The following is a 26438-nucleotide window of genomic DNA, read 5'->3' as shown; positions in this document are numbered from 1 at the left end:
GATGAGTAGCATGGTCTAGCGTGGGGTAAAGAATGCGTGCGAGCATTGGACCTTCGTATTGGCGTCAATGGCAAAGAAGACATCGACCGTAGCAGGATTCATGCGAGGCTGGCGGCCCTGGAGTGGGAGCGTGAATGTCACATAGCCTCCCGCGTCACTTACAGGATGTTGATCCAGCGTCACATCCCCACTTCTGAAATGGACTGTAGCCGTAGCATTGATACCACTGACCCCAGCGAGATCTTTTGACAGCTTGGCAATAATCGAGATCGTGCTATACGTACTACTGGGAGTATTATCCGAAGCCCAGGCTCCACAGGTATAAGTAGGAGGCGCAGGTGGAGTAGCGGGCGGGGCCTGGAAAGACTTATTAATGGTCACCGTTTGTTGCGGCTCGACTGAATTGACTGTTGGCCCGCAAGAGCTTACCATACAGAGTAAGAGCAAGCTGAAGGCGAGAAACGCTATCTGTTTAAGTGGAACATTCAACAAGAACGTAGCAACCCCTCTCCATAAAACAACACAACAGACCTGAATGGGCCCTCCCGAGAAAGCTCTTCAGGAAGGAAACATCTCTGATCTATAGGATACACCCTATAGAGTATAGGATACAACACTGTGTTGCGTCATGGACAGAAGAAGAGAGTGGATGCGCAGGCGGCAGCAGAGTGTTCAACGCAGATGAACGGAAATGACTGTGCAAATTCATTTGCCTGCAAGAGGCATCATTACCCCTCATGTAGGAAAAATGACCAATAGTTACTTCTAAGTAAGAAAGAGCTACCGTTGGCTTGCTGAATAAGATAGACTGTGTTACACTGTGACTGGTTGTAAATGCAAATGAGCAATCAGTAGGCAGTGAAGGACTAAAGGTGTGAAATTCCGTGAATCATAAAAGCGATGAACAAATCGAACTCATCAGCCAGTTGCTCGGTGAGGGGCCATTCGGGCAGAAACAACAACACGAACAAGCTGAGCGGGTCGGCGGGTCGGAGCGTTTCATTAGCAGTGCACTGCCAGAACTGCAAACAGAGAGCTCATTTGTCATTGAGACTCGGCCAGATACGGGACGCGAGGAGAGGAAAGGGGCCCCGGAGATCATCTATGGGGCTGGTAAAGAGACGGCTCAAGTGATTGCAATGGCCAACAGCCTGCTGGCTGCCACTGGTCGAGCGATCATCAGCCGGGTCCGTCCTGAGGCGATTGAACCGCTTCGGGAAGCGTTTCAAGGAAACACTGTTCGTATCCGTGAAGCGTCTCGCGCCATTGTCATCACCAAACCCGACTATGTACGAAAGAGAACAGAGGGGCAGGTCGGGGTGATTAGTGCTGGTACATCGGATATTCCAGCGGCAGACGAGGCGGCGCTCATCGCAGAAGAGATGGGCTGCCGTGTCAGTTGTATCTATGATGTTGGGGTAGCAGGGCTTCATCGGCTTTTCAAGCCGCTACAGGCCATGTTACACGAGGGAGTAGATGTCATCATTGTTGCAGCGGGCATGGATGGAGCCCTGCCATCGGTGATAGCGGGGTTAGTACCGGTTCCTGTTATCGGGTTACCAACGTCGATCGGCTATGGATTTGGCGGTAATGGGGTTGCCGCACTACTATCGATGTTGCAAACGTGTGCGCCAGGACTTGCTGTTGTCAACATCGACAATGGTGTAGGCGCAGGAATCACGGCGGCGCTGATTGCCAACCGTGTGGCGCAGGCGCGTGAACATCAGTCGCAGTAGGGAAGCAGCGAGATGTTCTGAGTATAGAATGTCTCACCGCGAAAAGTTGGGAAAAAGTGGGTACGAAGTTTAAGAGAGGCGGGACTTTCTATGGCAAATAACAAGCGTGGGCCCGAGCCGGGGTCCCAGAAGGCCAAACATGGTGGCCAGGCTGTACGTGAGAAGTATGGTCCAGAATTTTACTCAAAGATCGGTAAAAAAGGGGGCGAGACCGTCAAGGAGAAGCGAGGCCCCCAATTCTATGCCGAGATTGGGAAGAAGGGCGGCGAGTCAACGAAACGGCAGCAGGGATCGGAGTTCTACTCGCGGATTGGGAAAAAAGGGGGCGAGCGTGGTCGTGTGACCCCCGATAACGAGAACAAAGAATAACGCTTTCGCTTGCTATTCATCTGGGCCTCTTCTTGTCTGTTCATTCCCTTCTCCGGGTTCGCCAGACGTGAGGAGGCCCAGCAATGATTTTATTTGCTTCTGATTGCATCGTCATTGCAATAAATAGTGCAAAAAAAGAGTATATATCATAGCGATACAAGAGGTATATTATCTGTATAAGAGCGCGAAAAGAAGCTTAGCGCTCTTTTCGCCAGCGTAAGAAGGCTGGTGTCTCCGGTTGCTTTTCTGCTTGTTGGCTACGCTCTTTGCCTGCTTCGCTGTTCTGTGAACGTTCAGGAGAACGTGGATAGCTATTCGGGAGGGAAGGGGGCATCTGAGTTGGTGGTGGGGCCACCGGGGCTGGCCTGGGTGGTGGGACTGGCTGTCGCCCTTTTGCCGTTGGTGAGTCGAAGGAGAACGATTGTGAGATACGCATGGGCGATTGGAGTTGATCTGGACGTACTGCCTCGATACGTGAGGCATGAAGCTCTTCCATTCCCGCTGCAATGAGCGTGACCCGAATGGTGTCCTGTAATGCAGGATCGATGACTGCCCCAAAGATAATATCCGCAGCCTCATCAATGGCTGAGCCGATCCGCTCTGCCACTTCATTGATCTCATAGAGGGTCATATCTTCGCCACCGCTGATATTGAAGAGCACCCGTTTGGCTCCGCGAATCGTTACATTTAAGAAGCCGCCAGCGATTGCTGATTCTGCGGCCTGCTGGGCACGATTGCGACCTTCACCCTGTCCAATGCTCATCAGTGCAGTACCGGCTTCGCGTAGCACGCTGCGTACATCGGCGAAATCGACGTTGACCATGCCAGGAACATTAATCACCTCTGCGATTCCCTGGACGCCCTGTTTGAGGACATCATCGGCCACTTTGAAGGCCTCCGTAAGTTTCTGATCACGTGCAAAGGTGGAAAGAAGACGGTCGTTAGGGACCGTAATGAGGGCGTCGATCTCTGAGCTCAGATCTGCCAGACCCTGCTGTGCAATTCTGCGGCGGCGCGTTCCTTCAAAGGTAAATGGAAGTGTCACGATGCCAACGGTGAGGGCTCCAATTTTGCGGGCAATCGAGGCGACGACTGGAGCCGCTCCGGTCCCCGTTCCACCACCCATTCCAGCGGCGATAAAGACCAGATCAGCATTCCCTAGAGCGGCGCGAATCTCATTGGCACTTTCGGTCGCTGCCCGCATGCCAACGGCTGCATTGCCACCTGCTCCCAGTCCCTTGGTATGTTGTTGTCCAAGGCAGATACGATCAGGAGCCTGGGTTAAGGCCAGTACCTGAGCATCAGTATTCATAGCGACAAAGCGAACTCCACGCACATGAGCATCCATCATACGGTTAATGGCGTTCATTCCGCCGCCGCCAACTCCAACGACGACAATATCCACGTGATGTTCGGTTGGAAATGGATCGGTAAATGAGGGGACTGAGAGGGGATTGGCATCAGTCTGGCGTTGCGTCTGTGGTGCGTGAGTGTTGGGCTTCTCATTATTGACGACAGACTGAAGTTCAGCGTGTGGGTTCATTGGTTCAGCATGAACATCAGGTTTGATTCGTGCGGCCTTGCCCTGTCGATCTGCGCCTCGATCGTGTTTTAATGCGTCATGCGAAAAAGGTTGCATGCACACCCCCATTTCCTCTCGTCGGAACATATGTCACGGACAGCCGCACCGACTTTGTCTTGTCCTATTGCCAGGGCCGGTCAGGTTCAGGCCCACAGTGTGCGAGCCCCCGCCCTTCAGCGTGGGGTACCTGACGTACGAAAAGCATTCCACCTGCATTGTAACAAGAATGTCAAGTACGTTCACTTGCCTGGATAGGGGATCAGGAAATAGAGGTAGAGAGTCGAAAAAGAGAAAAAATAGAGCAAGATTTAGTGTGCTCTGGTGGCTCAAACCAATTTATGAGCGGGCCACCAGAGGAAAACAGAGTTTTCAATAGCTATTAGGCAAGAGTCTTGCCAGCAGATTTGGCTGCCTTTTTCTCTTTTTGTGCTTCTTTTTTCTGCTTATTTGATTTTGGTGCCGCTTTTTGCACTTTTTTCTGTTCTTTATTTGCCACGACGAGTACCTCCTGACGTCAAGATAGAGGGCCAAGATGCCCTGATCTGGGTAGATAGTGATATTGTATCAAATTCTGTCACAGATGAGTAGTCTTCTATTTTTCATACACAGGGCTTTCCAATTCTAAAAATGGAGATGAAAAAGAAGAGTTTTCCTTGTAGAATAGAAAAACCAATCACACTCTCAAGGAAAACTCTGCATGGACTATACCACATTTTCCCTTCCCGAGAGGAAGGCAGAAATCAACAACCCAGCACTCTTTCTCTCTTTGTATCATCTCTTTCAACACCTTCCCGATCCCCGAAGAGGTCAGGGACAACGCTATGAACTGGCTTTCGTGCTCACGTTGGTCGTCGTCGCCAAGATCTGTGGAGAAAAAACCCTCAAAGGAGTCACTCAATGGGCACGCTATCGCAGGATGCTCATTGCGCAGCACTTTGGGCTCACGCGAAAGACGATGCCTTGCCAAACCACCTACAGCAATCACCTGGCCATGGTCGATCCTGCACAGTTGAGTCAACTGCTGGCTGATTTCTTTGTGCGATGGGAAGCGCAAGGTCGTTGCCAGGATGAACCGAGTCGTTTACGAACACCCGCAGGTGCCTACGAGCATGCCCATCTGGCCCTGGATGGCAAGACCGTTCGGGCAACGACCTCAGAAGAGACCCCGGTCCATCAATTGAGCTTGTATGAAGTCAACACAGGGATCATGCTGGCCCAGTGCAATGTGAGAGACAAGCAAAATGAGATCAGTGCGGCCAAGACGCTCTTCAACCCGGCAGTACTTAGAGGACGCATTGTCAGCGCTGATGCGATGCATACCCAACGGCACTTTTGTTCCCTGATTCATCACGCTGGTGGGTTTTACGTCTTGATAGCCAAAGGCAATCAACCATCCTTGCGAGAAGATATTGCCGATTTTTTTGAAGATCCCTCCCCTGATCGTCGACGGTGGAAGCAAGCCCAGACGTGTGAGAAAGGTCATGGGCGCGTGGAGAGGCGGGAGATCGTCTGTAGCCCCGACCTCAATGACTGGTTTGCCGCCACCTGGTGTGGCATTGAGCAAGTCTTTCGCCTCACCCGTGACACGGTGATCAGCAAAACAGGACAGCGCAGACAAGAAGTGGTCTATGGATTCACCAATGTGCCCATGCGACACGCGTCAGCGGATCGTCTGTTGGACGTAGTGAGAAAGCATTGGGCGATCGAAAATCGACTGCACTGGCGTCGAGATGTGACCTTGGGGGAAGATGGTTGTCAGTCACGGACCCAAAGCGTTCCCCATGTGTTAACCCTTTTGAACACCTGTGTGCTGAGCCTCATGGATCGCTTGGGGGTCAAAAATGTTCCCGACCAAATCCGTTGGTTTCAGCAGGACCCTACCCAGGCTTTTCTTCTGGTTCAGAAGGGAACATGCCATGTCGTTTAGAATTGGAACGCCCTGTTTTCATACAAGTCTTACTTGCATCGTCATCCTTCATAGTGCGTATGTCTTTCTCTGTTCGCCTGTTTAAGGTGAATAGTCCTGGACTGTCACGCAAGATGAAGGCTGACGAACCACTATGGGTGATTGTACTGTTCTTGTAGACTTCTTTCCTCATAAGATGCGAGAGCATGGGTAATCATACGTAGAACACTGCCAATATCCATAGGTTTGCGGATCTGGTAGATGCCGCGTTGTTCTAACTCCTTGACCGGCAGGGTCGCGCTCATCATAATAGCCGGGACCCCGCGCGTCTCTTCAGCCTGTTGCAGGCGATCATAGAGCTCGAGGCCATTGACTTTAGGCAAGCGATAATCCAGGAGCAGAAGGCAAGGACGAATGCGTGGCGCTTCATCCAGAGCTGTCTGACCATTATCAATCACAGTTGTATGATAAGGGGTCTCTTCTTCGATCAGTTGTTGCAGAAATTGTGCGATGTCTGCATCATCTTCGACAATCAGAATTGTCGTATTCCGTGGACTACGGGCCGCGGGCGGAATAACCTCTCGTGGCATGATGAACTCCTTTTCCGCATGCGATTGCAGGATGAATAAGTTAATCTATACCTTACTGTAACGGATGTCAGCCGAAAATGGTGACGGGCGAAAGATGCATTGTGAACGAAATTTCTTGCCTCTATCAGATTCTAAGCTTTCGTTGTGACTCTCCCTCTCTGATGGAAAAATGTAGGACCCGGACGAGGAGAGAAGAATGCAAGGTACATTCATTATCGAAAGAATCGATCGATCTAGAGAATGAAACTCCTATGTATTTCACCCTTGTGTCTGGCCATTATGATACCTGACACACCGCCTTCTTGCCACCTGCTTGCTGCTGCATAAATGTAAGGAAGAACGCATCGAGGATCTATCTGCGATGATTTTTTTGTATTAGCTACGGGAACGCTCTACAGACGTTGAGAGAGGGATGGCTGCGATGTCATCCATTAAGAACTGCTGAATTACATGGCACCTGATATTCCTTTCATATCGACTACCTACCGTCATCGTACATAGTTTGAAGTGCCGTTATGAGCGCCCGAATATTTTTTCAGGGAGCCAGAACGGAAAAAGAACCGTTTAGCACAGGGATAGTTTGAGTATAAGTTGCACATTCTAGCATGTCAAGATGAAGGATGAGACAATGATATAACAAGGTAGAAACATAGCGTACAAATGTTTTTTTGTTTCGCATAGAAAATGTGAAAAGTAAGAAGAGGGGATATTCTTGCATCTGATCTATCCTGTTTCGGGCAAGATGTTGCCTGTTTGTAATCTCATCTTATGAGGTACAATAGAAGAGCAGTATATATGTATGGATAAATTATCTAATTTTGATGAATAGTGAGACAGAAAGAGGGATATGATGATCCGTGGACTTATCTTTGACTTTGATGGCTTGATCCTCGATACAGAAGCTTCGGAGTTCCAATCATGGCAAGAGGTCTATAGGGAATATGGACATGAGTTGCCACAAGATCAGTGGGTACAGTGTATTGGTGGTGAACAGGAGATCCATTTTGAGCCCTATTCTTATCTTGAGTCGCTGACTGGTAGCGCTTTACCTAAAGAAGAACTGCGAGTCAGGCGTCGGCAGCGCCACCTGGATCTCATTGAGCTCTGTTCAGCCTTACCAGGCGTGGAGCAATATCTACTGGATGCTCAGCGCCTGGGTCTGAAGCTAGCGGTCGCCTCCAATTCATCGCGCGACTGGGTTACCGGACATCTTAGCCGTTTGAAACTGCTGGACTATTTTGAGCTTCTCGCCTGTGGCAATGAGGTTGCTCAGCGCAAACCACAACCCGATGTCTATCTAGCTGCCTTGAATGGATTGGGGATTGAGTCTGCTGAAGGGATCGCCTTTGAAGATTCACCCCACGGAATTACCGCCGCCAGGAGCGCTGGCCTCTTCTGCGTGACGATCCCTAATCCATTGACAGCAACCCTAAAGTTAGATCATGCCAATCTCCGTCTGAGCTCGCTAGAAGAACTTGCTCTTGCAGAATTGCTTCCTCAGGTCGAGGCCTTTCATCAGGCTATTTATTAAGGATCGGTCTGTGCCGATTAAAGCCCTCATGATGCCGTGTACCCATTGAACAAGGCACATATGTTACCCTCTTCGGGGCGATTTCTCGGCCATTATCATAATCGCCCCATGCATAAATTACGCCCCAGGAGCGATTTATCGCCTGAGAAGGTAGGGCCCATCATTCATGATGGCCTCGGACCATGTCGGATTATATCATCGGGCCCATCATGAACGGATGGTCCCATCATTCATGATGGCCTCGGACCATGTCGGATTATATCACCGGGCCTACCATGAACGAATAACTCCCCACAAGCGATTTATTGCATAAGATCGTCGGGCCCATCATTTATGATGGCCGAAGACCCTCACCTGAAAGAATGGCTGGTGTGATGAACAGTGCAATGGCTGTTGACGAGAGCGTGGGTGGGGCGGCTACAATGAAGAATAGATACTGCTTTAATCAACAGAAAAGGGAACATACATGGGATCGAGAATAGTCCAGGTCGATGCTTTCACCAACACGCCGTTTGGGGGAAATCCTGCGGCAGTCTGTCTGCTGGACAATCTCCGAGATGATCGGTGGATGCAGCATATTGCGCAAGAGATGAATCTTTCGGAGACTGCATTTCTCCTGAGAGAAGGCAAATCCTTTCGGTTACGCTGGTTTACGCCAGCCGTCGAGGTGAAGCTGTGTGGTCATGCTACGCTCGCCAGTGCGCATGTCTTATGGGAAGAGGAGTATGTGCAGCCGAATCAGACAATCTATTTTGAGACGCAGAGTGGTCAACTTACGGCCCAGCGTCATGGTGAGTGGATTGAGCTGAACTTCCCCGCCACACCCGAAACGGCAGCTGAAGCTCCAGCAGGCCTGTTAGAAGCCTTAGGCGTTTCTGCCCTCTATGTGGGGAAGACCACCTTTGACTATCTGGTCGAAGTAGAATCTGAAGATATTGTGCGCGCCATGCAGCCGAATTTTTCTGCATTGATCAAAGTGCCAGCGCGAGGAGTCATCGTCACCAGTCGTGCCAGACCGGGCTCAGACTATGATTTCGTCTCGCGTTTCTTTGGTCCTCAAGTCGGTGTGAACGAAGATCCAGTAACAGGTTCAGCGCATTGCTGCTTGGCTCCCTATTGGAGTGCCAGACTGGGCCGTACCGAACTGACTGGCTATCAAGCCTCAGCCCGTGGGGGGATCGTTCGCGTGCGCCTGGATGGTGATCGCGTCCATCTTGGTGGTCAGGCGGTTACCATCATGCGCGGCGAATTAGCAGGACGTTAACCGTCCAATGATGGGTAATGTTTTCAGAGTACAGAGGAGAGGCACAATGCCCTCTTCGAGTAATATGGATACACTCATGTGTAAAGTCTTCTCTGTCACAACATTACCCATGGTTAGATGCTCGCTGATAAGAGATAGCGGACTCAGGCAGGTGGAATGCTTTGTGCAAAATGGAAGAGATTGCCTGGATCATATGTCTTCTTCACCTGTCGTAAGTGTGAGAGATTCTCACCGTAGTAGGCCTGCTGCCAGTCCTTGAGATCAGGATCAATATAGTTCTGATAAGAGGTTCCAGTAGCATAGGGGCGCATGGCCTGCCAGAGATTATTGAGCCAGGAACGATTGGCAGTCACCAGATCGTCCGCATCCCCAGGATTCCAGGTAGCAGTATATTGAGCCGAGAAGAGAGCATTGCGATGGACAAAGGCCGTAGCGTTTCGGGCAACCTGATTAATTGCTCCGCCATAGGCATCGATACCGATGCCTCCGCCAGTAAAGCCTGAGATCTGCTGTCGAGTGGTAATGGCATCCACGAGAGCCTGGATAGCCTGGCGAGGGAGCGTTTGAGCAAAGTAATCGGCCTTTGCTAGATCGATTTCGCGCTGGAGCTGGCCTTGAGGGTCCATACTGGGAAGGCGGCACTCTGCTAAGCTCTTATTACTACAGCCCGCCTCATAGAGCATCGCATCGAGCACCTCAGATTGCCAGACATAACGGCTCGTGGGAGCGCTTCCGATGCGATCAATGAGCTGTTGTAACTGAGCATTTGTGGTCGCCTCATCTCCGACATAGACTCCATTGACGCGTACAAGCGGCCCATTCTGTTGATTTGCCAGCAACAGGCAATTGGACCAGAGCTCATCAGGAGCCTGTGGAGCCCATTGTTGCCAGGCATCAAACACATCCACCGCTTTGTTCCAGGACCAGCCAAGCGTAAAGAGCGTCACAGACGAGAGGGGATGGGTGGAAAACGTGAAAGAGGTCACCACACCAAAGTTTCCCCCGCCGCCGCCCCGTAAGGCCCAGAAGAGATCAGGATCATGATCCTTATCACAGGTTACAGTGCGACCATCAGCCAGAACCACCTGAGCCGAAAGCAGATTATCGCAGGTAAGACCAAACTTTCGACCTAGAACACCAACACCCCCTCCCGACGTAAGGCCTGCAATCCCGACCGTGGGACAGGAGCCAGCTGGTAGAATTACCCCTTGCTTTGTCAGTGCTGCATAGACATCGATAAGCCGCGCCCCTCCACCAATCGTAGCGGTTCCAGCCTGTGTATCGACCGAGATAGCATTTATGCGCGTCATATCAATGACCAACCCCGTGGTGGTTGAGTAGCCAGCGTAAGAATGCCCACCTGAACGAACTGTGAATGGGAGCTGAAAACGCTGGCTAAAGGCCAGACATGCCTGGACATCTTCAGGCGAAGTACAGTATGCAATACCGTCTGGTTTGATCGCATCAAAACGTGGATTAAAAAGCTGAAGAGCGGTTGCATAGTTGGCATTATCGGCTCTCACCACCTCACCTTTTACCTGTTGTGCGAGATTGGACCAATCATGAGCAGTCAGAGTGGGTGGTGGGGTTGGATCTAAGTGTGGGATAGCCGTAGCTGTTCTTGAGGGAGCAGGCCCTGCGTTTACACTCTGGCAGCCCGTCGCGAGAGTGGTCAGGCCACTGGCTGCAAGAACCATAAAGCGTCGGCGGTCGATCAAGGGCGATAGCTTATGGGACGGCGAAGAATCGGTCATAGTCAAGAGTATCCTTATTTTTCTGCATGGTGGAACCGGTACAGGCATCGCAAGTGGTCTGAATAGCACTGCTTGTTAATAGTAACGTATATGAGCCCAAGAATATCGCGCATGGGAAGAGAGAATAGCCCTTGTAGAATGGAGCATGTTCAATGGAACCAACGTCCATGCTATCTGTACACAAAAATAACCGGTTTTTTTTGAATATTTTTGATTTGTAGTGCCGTTAAATCCAATCATAAACCGGTTATAAACCTGTCTATTGAAATTATAATAAGATCGAAGATTCGCTCTTAGAGGCTTGACAACCAACGTATTTATCATTATCCTTAGAAATAGGTAGAGATACCGGTCATATTTGCGATTATGTCTGGATATAATCATAAAAATAACCGGTATTTTTCGGAAAATTTAGTGACAATGGCCGTTACTTAACTATCCGTCTTGTAAAAGCCTTTGCAAGGACAAAGCTCTTTCAGAGATGAGAAGTAGCTGAACAAGGAGTGTTCACATGAAGAATTGGTCAATTTCGCATTACCTCTTCGCCGTAGCTCTTATTGCGAGTATTTTCTCCGCCGGGTTTACAGCCCAACCTGTACATGCAGCCCCTCACCTGTCAACCATCTATGGCTTACATGTCTCTGGCAACCAGCTTCAGAACGGAAATGGTGAAAACGTGCGTCTATTAGGCGTCAATCGTTCTGGTACAGAGTACAAATGTATTAACAACGCAGGAATTTTTGATGGACCCAGCGACGCCGCCTCTGTGGATGCAATGGCGAGCTGGCATATCAATGCAGTACGTGTCCCATTGAACGAAGACTGCTGGCTGTGGATTAATGGAGCGCAGAATGCCTATACCGGTAATGCCTATGTACAGGCGATCAAGGATTATGTCAATCTGCTCAATTCCAGAGGCCTGATTGCCATTCTTGATCTGCACTGGAACGCTCCTGGCACGACCCCTGCCACAGGTCAACAGCCGATGCCTGATGCTGACCATGCCTCAGATTTCTGGTGGTCAGTTGCCAGCACATTTAAAGATAATTCTGCGGTCATCTTCAATCTGTACAACGAGCCTCATGCCGATAGTGATGGCGGGAATTGTTGGAGATATGGAAGCTCGGCTGCTTATGCTGCTCCATGTTCTTCCGTTGGTTTTGCCGTCGCAGGAATGGAGACACTGGTAGGCAAGGTGCGTGGAGCTGGTGCAAACAATGTGATCATGCTGGATGGCTGGGGCTATGCCAACTATATTGGTGGAGTTCTCTCTAGTCTGCCATATGATCCTCAGAACAACCTCATGATCTCAGCACATATCTATGACAATTCTGGCTGTACCACCACGAGCTGTTTCGACCAGCAGGTTGCACCAGTTGCCCAGCAACTTCCGGTCATCTTCGGTGAGATCGGTGAAAGTGATTGTCAGCATGGCTTTATCGATTCAGTGATGAACTGGGCCGATCAGAACAACGTTGGCTATCTCGGATGGGCATGGGATACCTACGACTGCGGCTCATTCCCCTCTCTGATCTCTGACTATAATGGAACTCCTACACAATTTGGGCAAGGCTTAAGAGATCATCTGGCCTCGATTTAACGGTAGTTGAAAAGTAGATAGAATTGAACTCACTCATCAGGAGCGAATGACACGAGACTACCAGGTACGGCCAGAGTAGCGGACAGCCATCATTCAAAAGGTGAATGATGGCTGTCATTCATTATCTGCGACATAGTCTGATAGCCCACCAGGAGAATAATGACTGTTATTGATTGTCTGCAAAAATGGCCTGATAGAGTGCTCGTACGCGTGTGGCCTGCTCTCTGCCAATAGCGGCATAGTTTGCCAGACCGGGTGTGGCATTGATTTCGATAATACTGTAGTGAGCATCCGCCTGTTCTGCCTGTTCAATGTTGGAGCAAGCCAGATCAACTCCACAGAGGGTCAGGCCCATTTCGGCTGTGAGCTGGATGCATAGTTTCGACCAATAGTCGCAGATCCGATCAGTAAAATCCTCTACCGCGCCGCCTGCGGAAAGATTCGAGATATCTTGTAGAGAGCAGACCGTGAACTCTGGCAGCACCGTCTCCCAGGTAAGATTCCGGCGCAGAAGCTGACGGATGATGCGTGGATCATGAACATCAATCAGTACCGATCTTCCAGAGGCATTGAAATGCTCATATGTTTGTTGTAACAGCTCCCTGATCGTTGCTTTCCCATCGCCAGTAACGGATAAAGGAATACGCTGATAGCAGGCGATGATTGTATCGTGAAAGACGACAACGCGATAATCGGGCCATGGAATAGCTTCTTCAACCAGAAGGGTCTGGATATGTTCTTCTTGATAGTGAGCAAGGGTTGCTTCAACATCGTCTTTATTGAGGCATTTTGTGACGCCTTTTCCCTGTGCACCTTCATTGGGTTTGAGGAAGCACGGGTAACCTACCGTAGAGGTAATATAGGTATCGATCTGATCTATCCGCGAATAATCTTGAAATGCATGTTTAGAAAGGACCTTTTCCAGCGTCTGCACATACTGTGGGAGCAAAAATACCTTCCCCTCTGGAACACGGTAGCCTGAAAGCTTCAAGAAGTATTTGGCGTAGCCCTTATCTGTGGCTATCTGCATGGCACTGGAGCGATTGACTCCCATATCAGATCCCTTAAACATGCGAACAGACTGATTGTGATAGATAATGCGTCCGGCATATCCATAGTCTGGTTCAATGGAGAGCGTGCGAATAGCTGGTAATTCTCCTGCATTAAACAGATCAATGAGGATTTTCGTTACAAATGCATAATGAGGCCTGGCTTTAATCATTTCTATTGTCTCCTGTGGGCCGCTCGACTTTCAAGCAGATACCATACTAATCAGCCTGTGGGGGGTTGTCAATAACAAGAGCTGAGACCATTTTTACTTCTGACCACAATTGAAACAGAGGAAATTGCTTTTAGAGAAGAGGGCATGATACAATGCTTGCGCCCAACTGACAGTCGTGAAGCTCTAAACTAGTTATACTGTATGGAATGGTGTATGCATCAATCACAATTGCCCACATTTATTCAAGAACTTGTCTATGGATCATATCTTAAAGTAGCTGATCGTCTGCATGGACCTGATGCATTGACACGTGACCTTTCCTTTGCGCAAGATCTGTTTACCGCCCTCGCTATTGACTGGAGACGCTGGCCTCGCGTCACAATTACTGGAAGCAAGGGCAAAGGATCGACATCGGCCCTCCTTGCCAGTATTCTCCAGGCAAGTGGAGAGCGTGTTGGATTGGTAAGTAGCCCCGAAATGCGCAGCTTTAACGAGCGCATCCGTATCGATGGCCGCTGCGTCTCCTTCGAGCTATTAGAAGAAGTGGCGCAAGAGATCTTTCCAGCCGTCCACTCCATCACCTCACAGATTGAGCCCCCGAACTACTTAGGACCAGGAGGAGTCATTCTTGCGCTTGCAGCAAAAATATTTGCCAGATCAAACGTCTCTGCGCTGGTCGTCGAGGCCGGTAGGGGAGGCGAATATGATGAGGCAAGGCTCCTGCAAGCTCCAGTCTCCATTCTGACTCCAATCATGTTAGAACATCAAGATAAACTGGGGGCAACCGTTCAAGAGATTGCCAGAACGAAGGCATATATCAGCGCACCCGGCAGTTCCATCATCATGTCGCCACAGACCGAGAGTGTTCAATCCGTCGTCAGGGAGGTTGCGACACAAGTAGGGGCGACCATTCTGGCAGTGAACAAAGATATATGGGTAGAAGAAGCGCAGAGTAATCCTGATGGAGTTGTTTGTACAATCCGTTCGGACGAAAGAAGCTATCGAGATCTGCACATCCCTCTTGCAGGTCTGCATCAGGCCGAGAATGCAGCCACCGCGCTGTTAGCGGCTAAAACGCTTCAACAAGCGGGCGCAAATTATACAGAGGAAGGCGTCTATGAAGGATTGAGCCGTGTACGCTGGCCTGGGCGAGCGCAAGTGCTCCAGCAAAGTCCATGGGTGCTGGTTGATGGTGCCATCAATCGAGAGTCGGCCCAACAGATCTGCGAACTTGTTCGTCACTATCCTGCAAAGCGCATCACAGCCGTGATAAGTGTCCCTAAGCCCAAAGATCTGGCGGGCGTCTGCGAAGAGATCGCCAGAATTGCAGATCGAATCATCCTGACCGAACTTCCCGTCCCGACCCTTACCTGGTATGAAGATGCAGTTCATATCGCCTCACTCTCTAGCCCTGACGTGCATTCCATCATCCCCGCTGAGAATGCATTTCGCTTCGTCATGGATGAAGTTCAAGCCGATGAAGGCATTCTCCTGCTTGGCACACAGTCCTTTGTTGGAAGTGCGCTAGACTTCTGGAATATCGACACCTGCACCCTGTGGAAATAAGAGTGCTCTATTCAAGTAATTGTCTCTTGACTCTCATCCTACAAGAGAGTGTAAACTCTCATTTCAGTACAGGTTTTTACTATTCCCTGTAACAGTCGAAGGAGGAGCAAGCAGATTTTATGATGAAAAAGCCTATAAACGATGTCACACAGTTTCACTCCGTTGATCAAGCACCAGATCCTGAGTTCTATACTCAATTTATGAATGCGTCCCATGCGCAGCCAAATGCTCATCATTATAAGCAAGAGATGATAGATTTTCTTGCACTGACAGCTGGTGCAACCGTCCTTGATGTTGGTTGTGGCACTGGTCAGAATACACTGGATCTGGCACATGCTGTCGGACCACAGGGTCATGTGGTTGGTATTGATAATAGCGAAACAATGCTGCAAGCCGCTCGTGCTCGAACTGCCGAGAGCCAGTTCTCTGTGGAATATAGACACGCGGATGCCGCACAGATGCCCTTTGCTGCTGCTAGCTTTGACGCTTGCCAGGCTTCACGTGTGTTTGGGCATCTGCCTGATCCCATCAAAGTGCTGGCTGAAATGGTACGGGTGACACGCCCTGGAGGACATATCGTGGTTGCTGATGGTGATCTAGATCTGACAGTCGTTGATATTCCTGATCGTGCTCTCGCTCGCAAGATGATCCATGCCGCTTGTGACCAGATGGTGCAGGTAGGGATTGGACGACAATTACCTCGCCTCTTTCAACAGGCTGGTCTGAGTAATATTATCATTAGTGGGCGTCTGATGCTTCTAAATTACAATTTTTTTCGTATGGCCTTTGAGGGGAACCTGCAACGCGCCCAGGCAGCTGGTGTCATCTCTTTAGAGGAACTCTCACGGTTCTGGGAGGCATTGGAGCAAGCAGAACAAAATCAGCTCTTTTTCGCTGGCGTCGGTGGTTTTATTATTAAAGGACAAAAAGCATTTGATTAAAATGAGAAGCCTTACCTGGAATGAACCATGAATGAAAGGCAAAAATTGCAAAATGTGCTCAAAATTGGCGAATTTGCTCAGGTAAGTCAGGTCTCGATTGCCACCCTTCGCCATTATGAGAAGCTGGGATTGTTCAAGCCAGCAGTACTCGATCCAGATACTGGCTATCGCTACTATGCACTTGATCAAATGTCCTATCTCAACCGAATCCTGGTCTTGAAAGAACTGGGCTTCTCCCTGGAGCAGATTGCGTATCTCATTAAAGAAGGCATCTCTCTGGAGCGAATGCGAGGAATGTTTCAGCTCAGACAGGCCCAGATACAACAGATGATAGAGACTGAACAGGCTCGCCTGACACGTATTGCGGCACATCTTTATCACATTGAGCAGGAGGGAAAAATGCCAACCTATGAAATAGTACCCAAAAACGTTGATCAGCTCTTTGTTGCTTCGCTACGCGCCACTGTTCCAGTTGTCGGAGGCATTGATCATTCATTTCGAAAGATTGAGGCATATCTGCGTTCTCATACCATTTTCCCTGCATCACCTTCTCTGCTTCTGCTCTATTCGAGATCTGTGGAACGCGAGGAAGGCCTCTATATTGATGTGGAGGCTGCTATCCCTATCTCCAACTCTCCCCCAGATAACGAACAGATTACCGTTCGAACCTTAGCAGGTGGATTGATGGCCTCCACTATTCATACTGGCCAGGATCTATTTCTAGGCATGGCCCATGCCTCTCTCTATCGTTGGATCAATGACAACGGATATCGTATTGTTGCTCCTCCTCGTCAGATTCGTCTGAGGCATGAGGAAGGCCTTGATCCAGCTGAATATATTACCGAAGTCCAATTTCCTATTGCGGGCAAATAGGGCGATTCATCTGCTATCAGCATGTTCCAGCAGCATACTGATAGCAAGAACCTTCAATTGATAGTGATGTCGGAACGCTTAATTATTTCTTTTTGTATTTCAATAGTTCCACTAAGAGACGATTCCTTTAGATCCAGGTGACCCTGATCTGAGCTGTTGCCATTCCTTCCGCTTGAAGAGATCGAAACTGAGTGCCCGCCCAGATGACATGTGGAGTAAGCGCCTGGGTGAGCGTGAGTGAACCATCGCCAGATGGGAATGCGCTCGTATCCAGCGTAGCCTGTCCAATATCAGGTGTGTCCATCTGATTTGTCAGTGTTTTGGCACCTGATCCTAGTGCTACAAGACCAGATAGTTGACCACTTTGTGGATCGTATTGGTAGTTGACGACAGTGTGTGTGCTACGCGAGACAGATGTGCCGTTCTGAGGGGAACGAATCGCTGGCATCCGTGGCACGATCAGCGAGAATGATGTTGTACTATTCGCCACGTGATAGGTGCAAGCGATTGACTTCCCCTGGAGTGATTGAGGCGCGTCATTGGCAAGCTGAAAGAACGCGTAAGGCTGGTGAACCGACATCGCCTGGCCATTACACAGTAATTGAACATCTCCAAGCAACTGGACAGGATTTCCATGAGATAGAAAGCTTAAGCCAATGATTACGTTCCCATTATCAGCCCCATTTTGCGGCATATTTACATTAAAGAGAACCTCTAGCTCACCGGGAGCGGCGTCGTGTAAGACGATAGGGGACACAGCGTGATCGCTTATACCCTGTGAAGATTGAGAGATGCCAGTAGACTGTATTTGTTGTGGAGTTCGAGTAGGCTGTGCCTGTGGTGGTGTTCCAGGGAGACGATTTTGCTGGGTGCCACAGGATGCTAATGGCAACCAGCAGAACAGCATAAGAGTAGTAGAGAGGAAGAAGTAAAAAGATCGCTGAATACGCATTGTTATGCTCCTTTTAGGATAGGGTTTTTTTATATCCTTATTGTTGAGAGAAGCTGCTTATCACAAAAATACAAGTGTATGTGCTAGCAGCGGCCTAATAGAAGAGACGTATATACTTCAAATTAGTTCCCATTATATTGATATGTTTATTATTATGAATTATTATAGTATAGTTGTACGGGCTTGAAGATTCCTTAGCAAAAGATTGTTGAGCATGGCAAAACGGAGCAGCAAGAGACAAAGGATTCTATTGATTAAATTTTTAATGACAAGAGGAAGAAATTATGGCCAGACGGAGTTCATCGCAACAGGTTCCAAAAGAGATGCAAAAGCGCTTCGAGGAGATCGTTCAGCTTACAGATGCGTTCAGTCAGGCCTACTTAAATGACGAGTATCTCCAACTATGCCGTGAGTTGACAGCGACCTTGTGCCGGAAACTTCCCTCGCCGCTGGCACAAGGAAAGGTTCCTACCTGGACATGTGGGATTATTCATGCGTTAGGTATGGTCAATTTTCTCTTTGATTCTTCACAGACCCCTCACATTGTAGTAAGTCAGATCTGGCAGTATTTCGCCCTCAGTTCGAGTACGATGCAGGCGAAATCTAAACAGATCCGCGACCTTTTGGGTATGTATCCAATGGACCCAGATTGGTCGCTCCCTTCGATGATTGACAAGAATCTTCTAGCCTGGATGGTTAATATCAATGGCATCATCATTGATGTACGCCAGGCACCCAGAGAGATCCAGGAGATTGCGTTCCGCAAAGGATTGATCCCTTATGTTCCTGATGCCTGAGCGTTGAACTCTCACGTTAAGGAGATTCCTGTTCATCTGAGAGGGGTCTCTATACGGGCTTCTGGGCATAGCTAATCGTGAATTGAAGTGAGCTGTGATATTCTTCAAACTCGTTGTAGACTTTGGCAAGCAATTGATCGTATTCTTCTTCCGCGATGCCAGCCGAGGAGCAGATCAATGGTTTCATACCTGTCAATGCTGATTGTGTATTGGTAAGAGCCATTTGCCCGAGGCGTCCTCCCCATCGTCCGACAGGCAGCGAGATACCCTGTACCTGTATGTTTTCAAGGTGCATATTTTGCAAAATAGTCGGAATATTCTGTACCTGGGACGGATCAATCCCACGAGGCTTCAGCGCGCTCCGTCCCCATTCGTTGAGCTGAGCCGTCGCTGTTCCGGGGCCTCCAACATTCGTAAACATGCCATCGGACTCGACCAGTTCGATCCATCCTCCAGGCTTCGTCACACGAACCAGCTCGCTGATATTAAAAGACCAGTAGGTGAAAGGAAGGGCAAGTACCAACAGCCGCTGATGAACATAATCAAACTGGTGATCAGGAAAAGAAAGGCCCTCTAACACATTTTGTTGCTGAAACATACAGTTTGCGGGAAAGATCAGACCTGTATTCGCCGGTTTGACATGATCAACGCCAATAATCACGCTCAAGGGAAATTGTTGTGCCATTTCAGACATCCAGCGTCCGGTTCCACAACCAACATCAAGCATTGTTTTGACAAGTTCTGGTTTGAGGGGGGCCAGATAATTTGCCTCTAGCGCAGAGCGGAGCATGTAGTGCTGAAAATCCAGCCGATGAACCTCCTGGAGATTGTTGGGTAGAGCATAAGGCATCTGTGAAGCAGCAGGAATATCTCGCGAGGGGGAGATAGCTCTGGGCCTCTTCGTAAACCAACGGAGAATGGACATACAATTATTCCTCACTCATTCTAATGGTCAGGTAGAAAGAACTTTTACTAATAAATAACTATCCTTATACCTCTGCATTGTGTTGCCGTAAGTATACACTTTTCTTATACCCACCTGTCAAATATATGATGAATCAGTTCTAAGAAGAGAAGATATAAAGATGCTATTAAAAATAGTACCGTCGTAGCTGTAAATATGAAAGGCCTTTTTATGAGTACACAGGCTGTCGAAATCTCTGACACATTTCGATAGTAATTCTACTGGTAGAGCTCCGAAACGTTAGTGAATCGTGACGATGTCAGGAAGGGCCGTTGGTTTCGGGTTTGTATGGAGAATGAGGCCCTATTCTCTTCTTGCCTTTTTCTCTTGCTCTATTTGGAATAACTGTGAAGAGAATAAACCCGCTTGCGAAGTATATCTTTGGAGGCCGAGAACTGCTCTGCAAGATTGCCTCAAAGAATTGTCTGATCGTCTTAAAAGGGGAGAAATATATGGATGTACAGAGCAGCCCGTTTGCTCAAAAACAATGTAGAGATGGAAAAGATCGCAGAACTGGTTGGCTACGAGTCAGAAGTGGCCTTTCGCAAGGCCTTTAAGCGGGAGGTTGGCATACCTCCCGCCAGGTATCAGAAGCTTGAGGCTTCATCTCTCCCCATCACGTTGTAAAAGGCTCCCCCGTCTCTCCAGGAACGATTCAGAGCACTCTTTATAGAACCGGCGCGGGAAAACCCCTGCATTCATGCGGGGGATGAAAGCGCCGTTCCTTTTTTGGGGTTGACTTTTTACACGATATGCGATACGATGTAAAGTATGGAACAGAAGAAAGCATACAAGTACAGAGTCTATCCAACCAACGAGCAAAAACAGATACTTGCTCGTACGTTTGGGTGCGCACGTTTTGTCTCCAATTGGGCATTGCGATGTAAAACCGACGCCTTTTACCAGGAGCAGAAACGTCTGTACTACAAAGATTTGAGTGAGATGCTCACAGCCCTCAAAAAACAAGGTGAGTATGTGTGGCTCAATGACGTCTCTTCTGTTCCCCTGCAACAAGCTTTGCGCCATCTCGATAAAGCGTTTGTCAATTTCTTTGAGGGACGTGCCGCCTATCCTCGTTTCAAGCACAAACGTCAGAAACAAGCAGCCACCTACACCAGCAATGCTTTTACCTGGCGAGATGGGCAGTTGACGCTTGCCAAAATGAAAGAACCTCTCAGCATTGTGTGGTCCCGTCCGCTGCCCAAGGATGCCGTCCCTTCTCGCGTCACCGTCTCCAAGGATAGTACCGATCGCTATTTTGTGAGCATCCTGGTGGAGGAAAACATTGCCCCGTTGCCTGTCACCCCCAAAACCGTGGGTGCGGATCTCGGATTGAAATCCTACGTGATCCTCTCCACAGGGGAAACCATCGGCAATCCCAAGTTCTTTCACACCGATGAAAAGAAGCTTGCCAAAGCCCAGAGACGGCATGCGAAAAAGAAAAAGGGCTCCAAGAACAAAGAGAAAGCTCGTTTGAAGGTTGCCAAAATTCATGCCCGCATCGCTGATCGTCGCCGTGATTTCCAGCACAAGCTTTCGACCCGCCTGATCCGTGAAAACCAAACGATCTGTGTGGAGAGCCTGGCGGTGAAAAACATGGTCAAAAACCAGAGTCTCAGGAAAGCCATCAGCGATGTGGGTTGGTCGGAATTCGTGTCCCAGTTGGAATACAAGGCAACGTGGTATGGACGCACCCTCGTCAAAATTGACAAGTGGTACCCGTCCTCCAAACGCTGCTTTGACTGTGGACATATTCTCGACTCCTTAGCGTTAGAGGTACGGCACTGGACCTGTCCCAAATGTGGGGTCCATCACGATCGTGACCTCAACGCCTCAAAAAACATTCATGCCGCCGGACTGACGGTACGTGAAGCCTGTGGAGAGGCCGTAAGACCTGGTGCGGTGAAAACCAAGCCTGGCACGTCTCAGCGAAGCAGGAAACCCCGATCGTGAGGTCGGGAATCCCCCGGCTTTAGTCGGGGGAGGATGTCAATCAAACCACAGGCGGAACTCTTGCGACTCCGCTAACGTGAACGCTTTTGTGAGCACAAAGGTACGTGTTTGCGCGTCGTAATGATAGTCCTCAGAGGCAACTACTTCACCGCCAAGACTACAATGAAGCTGAGCATCAAGCGGCAGAGAGGTCTCGAGCTGTAAAACGGAACACGAGAAATGCCCACTTAACACGCGAATAGCAACCAGCTGTTTTTCCTCATCATGAATATAGTGAGCAGTACCAGAGGGGAAGCTAAAAAACAATTTAAACGTGGGAAGCGTCAAGCGCGGCGAAAAACGGTATGTCCCTGCACAGATCGAGAGTCCAAGCACAGCATTTGGTAATGCCCAGGCCGATAGAGGACGGAAATAATGTCCCCCCCATTCTTGATGGTTAAAATAGCGCCCGGCCTTCAAGTAGCGTTGATTGACAGTCTCTACTAATTCAAAACCTGCTGCGACCTCTCCCTCCCAGATAAGAAAGGAAGCAAAGGCTAATTCTACTCCACTCCAGAATGTATTCGCCTGGTCAAACCAACAATCGTCGGGGACAGCATGGAGATAGGTATCTTCTGGCCAGCTACAATTGCGGAGACCAAAGCCTTTTTCATAGTTTCGGGAGAGAATGGAGAGCACAGCCTCCTTGCTATTGGGAGCGTCTACGATACTCTCCAGGCCACACCAGTAATTGCACCATTGCCCAATCAATTGATCAGTGAGACAGCCCTCATCGATGATCAACTGCTCGTCTCTGGCTTCAACACTGAGCCGATAATAGTGACCATTCCATAATTTCGCTTGAAAAACGCTTTTCGCTTTCTGGTAGACTTCACGATAGATCGCGAACGTTTCTTCATCCCCCAACACCTGTGCCGCCGTACAACAATATGTTAAGGCTGAGAGCCAGAGAGAACCTACATAGGAAGTAAGACCAAACATCGCAAAATTGTCATAGGATGTGGTCAGTGCTCCATTGACATCCGGTATGAAATCTCCGTTCGCATCCCTTTCTCTCAGAACATAGGCGAGCGTTTTTTTGATCGAGGGCCAGATCTCTTTGAGAAACGCTTGATCGTTTGTCCATAATGCATAGCGAACTGCTTGAATAACATACTGAGCGGGCAGGTCCACGCGTCCGGTAGCGGGATCATCGAGGTCAAAGTGGCTAAAGTCTCGAATAATTGAGTGGCTCATCTGGCCGTTTGGGGATTGTAGATCGCGATGATTAAGCCAGACTTCCCGCTCTAATTCAGGAAACAGAGTGGCAATAGCATGTCCACCATATAATGCGACATCAATGGTGTTCAGACCGGCCCAGGGCTGAGCTGGTGTTAACCCCTCACCAACACCAAACTGTTTCTGTTTTGTGAGCCAGCTACTGCTAATAAACGTATTTAGCTGAGAATTTAGTTGATCCAGAACAGGTAAAGGGAGTGTTGAGGCATAAAAATCATCATGAAATTGCCGTGTTCTCTGCTCAAGATCACTAAGATGGGATTGAATATACTGTGCGACCTCGGCTGCATTCGCAAAGAAGTTGGAATAATAATTCCCCTCCAGTCGTGCCTGCTGAGGTATCGATTCAGAATTTTTCTGCGCATAAAAGTTAGGAAAATGCCAACTCATGACCATAGTTGTTGTCGAGCATTCTCCAGATTGAAGTACTGAATCCACGCTCAACGTACTTAACATACATTCATCGGCATATAATGTGCCATTGGCAGAGGGTCGTGAGTTGCGCGAAGGGGTATCGTCACGATTGGGCAATTGAGTGTTCCGAAGAACAACTTCATAAAATGGATGGCGATGACCCCAACCCAGATAATAGGAGGGAGTCTGTTCTCCAAGAATCCCAAGTGCCTGCGTTCCCCATGAAGATTCCTTCTGATCCATCTGATCAACCCCCATCTGGAGGAGATGCAGGCCATCATGGTTCTGCCATTCAGCCGTATATATTTTCTCCTGTACGTCGTAGCCGCAGAGATTCCGCATTGTGCCCATTAACGACACCGAGACAGGTTTTTGTGCATGTGATTGAACTTTAAAGGAAAAGACAACAGCTGGGAGAGAAGAATTTTTGACGTCATGAGGAATAAAGGGGCTAAAAGCCTCCATTGTCACTGTGAGGGGCATATCGCTATCTTCATAGCGTAACTGTGTAAAGGGAAATGAGGCGGTATAATCTATCTGCTCGATGCCTGTCATCCAGGGGAATTCATAGATATGGTTATTGATGTTGGCGACATAATCACCATCATCGATCTGAAGCAGTTTAAGGCGTGGGGGTTTATCCTGTTCTTGATAACGGAGCAGAAAAAACAACTGTGTATTTTCTGGAAAATTGAGTTTGCTACCGGTTCCAAATGGGAAATTATTTGCAATCTGCCAATTATAAAAAACGCCATCCTGCCGGAGCTCGACTCCACCAGTTCCTAACCCTCCCAGGGTCTGCCCACTGCGGGCTTTGTCTGTATAGCGTAATCTGGTTGTATATGGCATGTTCTTGTACCTTTCTTACCCCGTGCTTCCAAATAGACCGGGATAGAGACAAGCGAAAAGGATCTGTAAAACAGATGGAGTATTCTTCGATGTATTTTTCTTTTTAAGGTATAATGTAACGTTGAATAACGCATCTAGAATAGTCTGATAATAGCGTACTATTGCTGTCAATATAGGATCTTCGCCCCTTCGGCGGAGTGGGTCACAGCGGCCATCATAAATGATGGGCCCGACATGTTTATGCGATAAATCGCAGGTAAAGGTGCAATTTATTGCACGAGAAGGGAGGGCCCATCATTTATGATGGCCGAAAAATGTCCCCCATCATACCTTGTCACCCCAACACGTTCATGCGATAAATCGCTTATGTGGTGCAATTTATTGCACGAGAAGGTGGGACATGGTGGAATGGGTCACAGCGGCCATCATAAATGATGGGCCCGACATGTTTATGCGATAAATCGCTTATGTGGTGCAATTTATTGCACGAGAAGGGAGGGCCCATCATTTATGATGGCCGAAAAATGTCCCCCATCATACCTTGTCACCCCAACACGTTCATGCAATAAATCGCTTATGCAGTGCAATTTATTGCACGAGAAGGGAGGGCCCATCATTCATGATGGCCGAAAAATGTCCCCCATCATACCTTGTTACCCCTAACACGTTCACGCAATAAATATAGCCTGATAATCAATTCATGGCATAATGTGGTAGGAGTTCATCATTCATGATGGCAAAGTTCAGGTCTGTCCACAAAACCTGTTAAAGTGAGAGAGGGATCTTTTTATTAAGGCCTGAATCGAGCGGATTTGCGCCACGAGAATGTCCAGAAGCGTTGTGTTTTCTCGCCCAGGCGTACAGCGATTAAGCACATTGCGATAAAGAAAATGATGAGATCGATCCCCAACCACCTTGCAGCACGATTCTGTTTTTGACAGCGTTCTAGTGCATCAGCATAGGGCATAGTAGTGTGAGTCATCATCGTATAGAGGGGAATCCAGGTACGTGGAAAGAGCCGATTGAGTGCGGCAATCGTCTTCTTCTGAGCAACCAGCCAGGGTGATCGTACCTTATCCCGTAATTCATCGAAGTTCTCCTTAGAGAGTTGTGCCAGGACGTTGGTATTGCGTAAGCGTTTTTGTTGATAACTGGCAAAAGCAGCCTCCCAATTGCCCGGGTGGTTTTTGATGCATTCACTGAGAACGAAACAATCTTCAAAGGCTGCATTCATGCCCTGACCATAGAAAGGATAGACTGCATGGCAGGCATCACCCAACAGCACAATGGCATCTTTATAGTACCAGGGATCTGTTGAGACAGTAATAAAGTCATTGATTTGATTATGAAGAAACTGGTTAGCCAATCCGGGGATATAGGGAACCACGTCGGCAAATTGATTTTTAAAGAATGCAGCCACTGCTGACTCTGTGTTTAGCGTATCAAAACTGACTTCACCTTTGAATGGCAGAACACAGGTGCAGGTGAAGCAGCCATCATAGTTGGGGATAGCGAGCATCATGACATCGCCTCGTGGCCAATCATGGAGGGTATCCTCACGGAGCAGAAATGATCCATCGGGGCCAGGAGGAATAGTGAGTTGCTTATAGCCCCAATCGAGATATTCTTGTTTATAGTGCGTTTTCTGCATACGCATCAATTGTTGACGTACAGTTGAGTACGCTCCATCGGCACCAATAATGATATCGGCTGTGACGGATACTGTTTCATTGGAAAGTTCATCAAGCAGGTGAAGTGTTTTTGTCTCTTTATCCAGGCTTACACATCGTTTGTGAAAGAAGACTTTAACATTGGGGAAAGAGTCAACGTGATTGAGCAGGGCGATATTGAGATCTTTGCGTTGAATTGAATAGATGACCTCGTGCTCGTCTTTTCCATAGGGCTGAAACTTCTGGGTGCCATCAAGGCCATGAATAGTGCGTCCCTTTAAAGGCATTGTGATAGACAAAACACTGTGGAGGAGCCCCACCTTCTCTAAGGCATGAAGACCACGAACAGCTAATGTCAGGTTAATCGATCGTCCTTGCTCGACCGCTTCCAGGCGCATATCACCTCGGCGCTCATAGACTTCTACCGTAAAGCCTTGTTTTGCCAGGTAGATGGCCATAAGGGTACCACCAGGACCAGCCCCCACAATGGCTATCTTCGTCGTGTGTGTGGTCATCATTTTCCTCCCAGGAGCATGCAGGTGCTTGAAGCCTTCGTTAGTGGTGAAGAGTAGAGTGAGGTTGGCACGTTTGCCACAACGTGTATAGATCTATCCAGTGTCTGTGGAA

The 26438-nt window shown here is 48.7% G+C and carries 20 protein-coding genes and 1 pseudogene; 12 read left to right on the top strand and 9 right to left on the bottom strand.

Going from position 1 to position 26438, the window contains the following annotated elements; genetic code table 11:
• Positions 1–15 precede the first annotated feature (15 nt).
• Positions 16–492 (bottom strand): hypothetical protein, encoded by a 477-nt coding sequence (locus tag EL628_RS16720; protein WP_126581056.1) that lies wholly within the window; start codon positions 490–492, stop codon positions 16–18.
• Positions 493–884: 392 nt separating this feature from the next.
• Between EL628_RS16720 and larB the strand changes: the two genes are divergently transcribed.
• Positions 885–1736, top strand: coding sequence for a nickel pincer cofactor biosynthesis protein LarB (gene larB / locus EL628_RS16715; protein WP_126581055.1), 852 nt, complete (start codon positions 885–887; stop codon positions 1734–1736).
• A 90-nt stretch (positions 1737–1826) separates the two neighbouring features.
• Positions 1827–2105: a KGG domain-containing protein gene (locus EL628_RS16710; RefSeq protein WP_126581054.1), complete on the top strand. Its 279-nt coding sequence runs from the start codon at positions 1827–1829 to the stop codon at positions 2103–2105.
• A gap of 196 nt (positions 2106–2301) precedes the next feature.
• On the opposite strand, the gene ftsZ is transcribed toward EL628_RS16710, so the two are convergent.
• Positions 2302–3744 carry a cell division protein FtsZ gene (gene ftsZ, locus EL628_RS16705; protein ID WP_218028938.1) on the bottom strand — a complete coding sequence of 481 codons (1443 nt, stop codon included), beginning with the start codon at positions 3742–3744 and terminating at the stop codon, positions 2302–2304.
• A gap of 640 nt (positions 3745–4384) precedes the next feature.
• Between ftsZ and EL628_RS16700 the strand changes: the two genes are divergently transcribed.
• Positions 4385–5614, top strand: a complete 1230-nt coding sequence (locus tag EL628_RS16700; protein WP_126581053.1) for an ISAs1 family transposase — start codon at positions 4385–4387, stop codon at positions 5612–5614.
• Positions 5615–5745: 131 nt separating this feature from the next.
• Here the strand turns inward: EL628_RS16700 and EL628_RS16695 are convergent, their stop codons facing one another.
• The gene (locus EL628_RS16695) at positions 5746–6183 is read right to left on the bottom strand and encodes a response regulator (RefSeq protein WP_126581052.1); all 438 of its coding nucleotides are present in this window, start codon (positions 6181–6183) and stop codon (positions 5746–5748) included.
• Positions 6184–7030: 847 nt separating this feature from the next.
• Here EL628_RS16695 and EL628_RS16690 point away from each other — a divergent pair.
• Positions 7031–7714, top strand: a complete 684-nt coding sequence (locus EL628_RS16690) for an HAD family hydrolase (RefSeq protein ID WP_218028937.1) — start codon at positions 7031–7033, stop codon at positions 7712–7714.
• A 466-nt stretch (positions 7715–8180) separates the two neighbouring features.
• Entirely contained in the window at positions 8181–8978 is a 798-nt protein-coding gene (locus EL628_RS16685; protein ID WP_126581051.1) for a PhzF family phenazine biosynthesis protein, read from the top strand.
• Between the two features lie 143 nt (positions 8979–9121).
• On the opposite strand, the gene EL628_RS16680 is transcribed toward EL628_RS16685, so the two are convergent.
• Entirely contained in the window at positions 9122–10732 is a 1611-nt protein-coding gene (locus EL628_RS16680) for an FAD-binding oxidoreductase (protein WP_126581050.1), read from the bottom strand.
• Positions 10733–11243: 511 nt separating this feature from the next.
• On the opposite strand from EL628_RS16680, the gene EL628_RS16675 reads away from it, so the two are divergent.
• Entirely contained in the window at positions 11244–12332 is a 1089-nt protein-coding gene (locus EL628_RS16675) for a cellulase family glycosylhydrolase (protein WP_126581049.1), read from the top strand.
• A gap of 166 nt (positions 12333–12498) precedes the next feature.
• Here EL628_RS16675 and EL628_RS16670 read toward each other — a convergent pair whose 3' ends face one another.
• Positions 12499–13554: a hypothetical protein gene (locus EL628_RS16670; protein ID WP_126581048.1), complete on the bottom strand. Its 1056-nt coding sequence runs from the start codon at positions 13552–13554 to the stop codon at positions 12499–12501.
• A gap of 213 nt (positions 13555–13767) precedes the next feature.
• Here EL628_RS16670 and EL628_RS16665 point away from each other — a divergent pair, with 213 nt between their 5' ends.
• The 3 genes from EL628_RS16665 (at position 13768) to EL628_RS16655 (ending at position 16934) form a co-directional block, all read left to right on the top strand.
• A complete protein-coding gene (locus tag EL628_RS16665) occupies positions 13768–15120 on the top strand; it encodes a bifunctional folylpolyglutamate synthase/dihydrofolate synthase (protein ID WP_161975552.1) in 1353 nt (450 codons plus the stop codon).
• 119 nt (positions 15121–15239) lie between these two features.
• The gene (locus EL628_RS16660; protein WP_126581046.1) at positions 15240–16061 is read left to right on the top strand and encodes a methyltransferase domain-containing protein; all 822 of its coding nucleotides are present in this window, start codon (positions 15240–15242) and stop codon (positions 16059–16061) included.
• Positions 16062–16088: 27 nt separating this feature from the next.
• Positions 16089–16934: a MerR family transcriptional regulator gene (locus EL628_RS16655; RefSeq protein ID WP_126581045.1), complete on the top strand. Its 846-nt coding sequence runs from the start codon at positions 16089–16091 to the stop codon at positions 16932–16934.
• A gap of 127 nt (positions 16935–17061) precedes the next feature.
• Here the strand turns inward: EL628_RS16655 and EL628_RS16650 are convergent, their stop codons facing one another.
• A complete protein-coding gene (locus EL628_RS16650) occupies positions 17062–17886 on the bottom strand; it encodes a hypothetical protein (RefSeq protein ID WP_126581044.1) in 825 nt (274 codons plus the stop codon).
• 284 nt (positions 17887–18170) lie between these two features.
• Here EL628_RS16650 and EL628_RS16645 point away from each other — a divergent pair, with 284 nt between their 5' ends.
• Positions 18171–18683 carry a DUF6398 domain-containing protein gene (locus EL628_RS16645; protein ID WP_126581043.1) on the top strand — a complete coding sequence of 171 codons (513 nt, stop codon included), beginning with the start codon at positions 18171–18173 and terminating at the stop codon, positions 18681–18683.
• 49 nt (positions 18684–18732) lie between these two features.
• On the opposite strand, the gene EL628_RS16640 is transcribed toward EL628_RS16645, so the two are convergent.
• Positions 18733–19608, bottom strand: coding sequence for a class I SAM-dependent methyltransferase (locus tag EL628_RS16640; RefSeq protein WP_126581042.1), 876 nt, complete (start codon positions 19606–19608; stop codon positions 18733–18735).
• Positions 19609–20103: 495 nt separating this feature from the next.
• On the opposite strand from EL628_RS16640, the pseudogene EL628_RS16635 reads away from it, so the two are divergent.
• Positions 20104–20274, top strand: a pseudogene (locus EL628_RS16635) (helix-turn-helix domain-containing protein); the annotation flags it as partial.
• Positions 20275–20418: 144 nt separating this feature from the next.
• A complete protein-coding gene (locus tag EL628_RS16630) occupies positions 20419–21600 on the top strand; it encodes an RNA-guided endonuclease TnpB family protein (RefSeq protein WP_126580503.1) in 1182 nt (393 codons plus the stop codon).
• A 36-nt stretch (positions 21601–21636) separates the two neighbouring features.
• Here EL628_RS16630 and EL628_RS16625 read toward each other — a convergent pair whose 3' ends face one another.
• Positions 21637–24141 carry a GH116 family glycosyl hydrolase gene (locus tag EL628_RS16625; protein WP_126581041.1) on the bottom strand — a complete coding sequence of 835 codons (2505 nt, stop codon included), beginning with the start codon at positions 24139–24141 and terminating at the stop codon, positions 21637–21639.
• Between the two features lie 790 nt (positions 24142–24931).
• Positions 24932–26329, bottom strand: coding sequence for an FAD-dependent oxidoreductase (locus tag EL628_RS16620; protein ID WP_126581040.1), 1398 nt, complete (start codon positions 26327–26329; stop codon positions 24932–24934).
• Between the last annotated feature and the right edge of the window lie 109 nt (positions 26330–26438).

Source organism: Tengunoibacter tsumagoiensis (assembly GCF_003967535.1).
Classification (GTDB): domain Bacteria; phylum Chloroflexota; class Ktedonobacteria; order Ktedonobacterales; family Ktedonobacteraceae; genus Tengunoibacter; species Tengunoibacter tsumagoiensis.
This window is presented reverse-complemented; position numbering and strand designations above follow the sequence as displayed.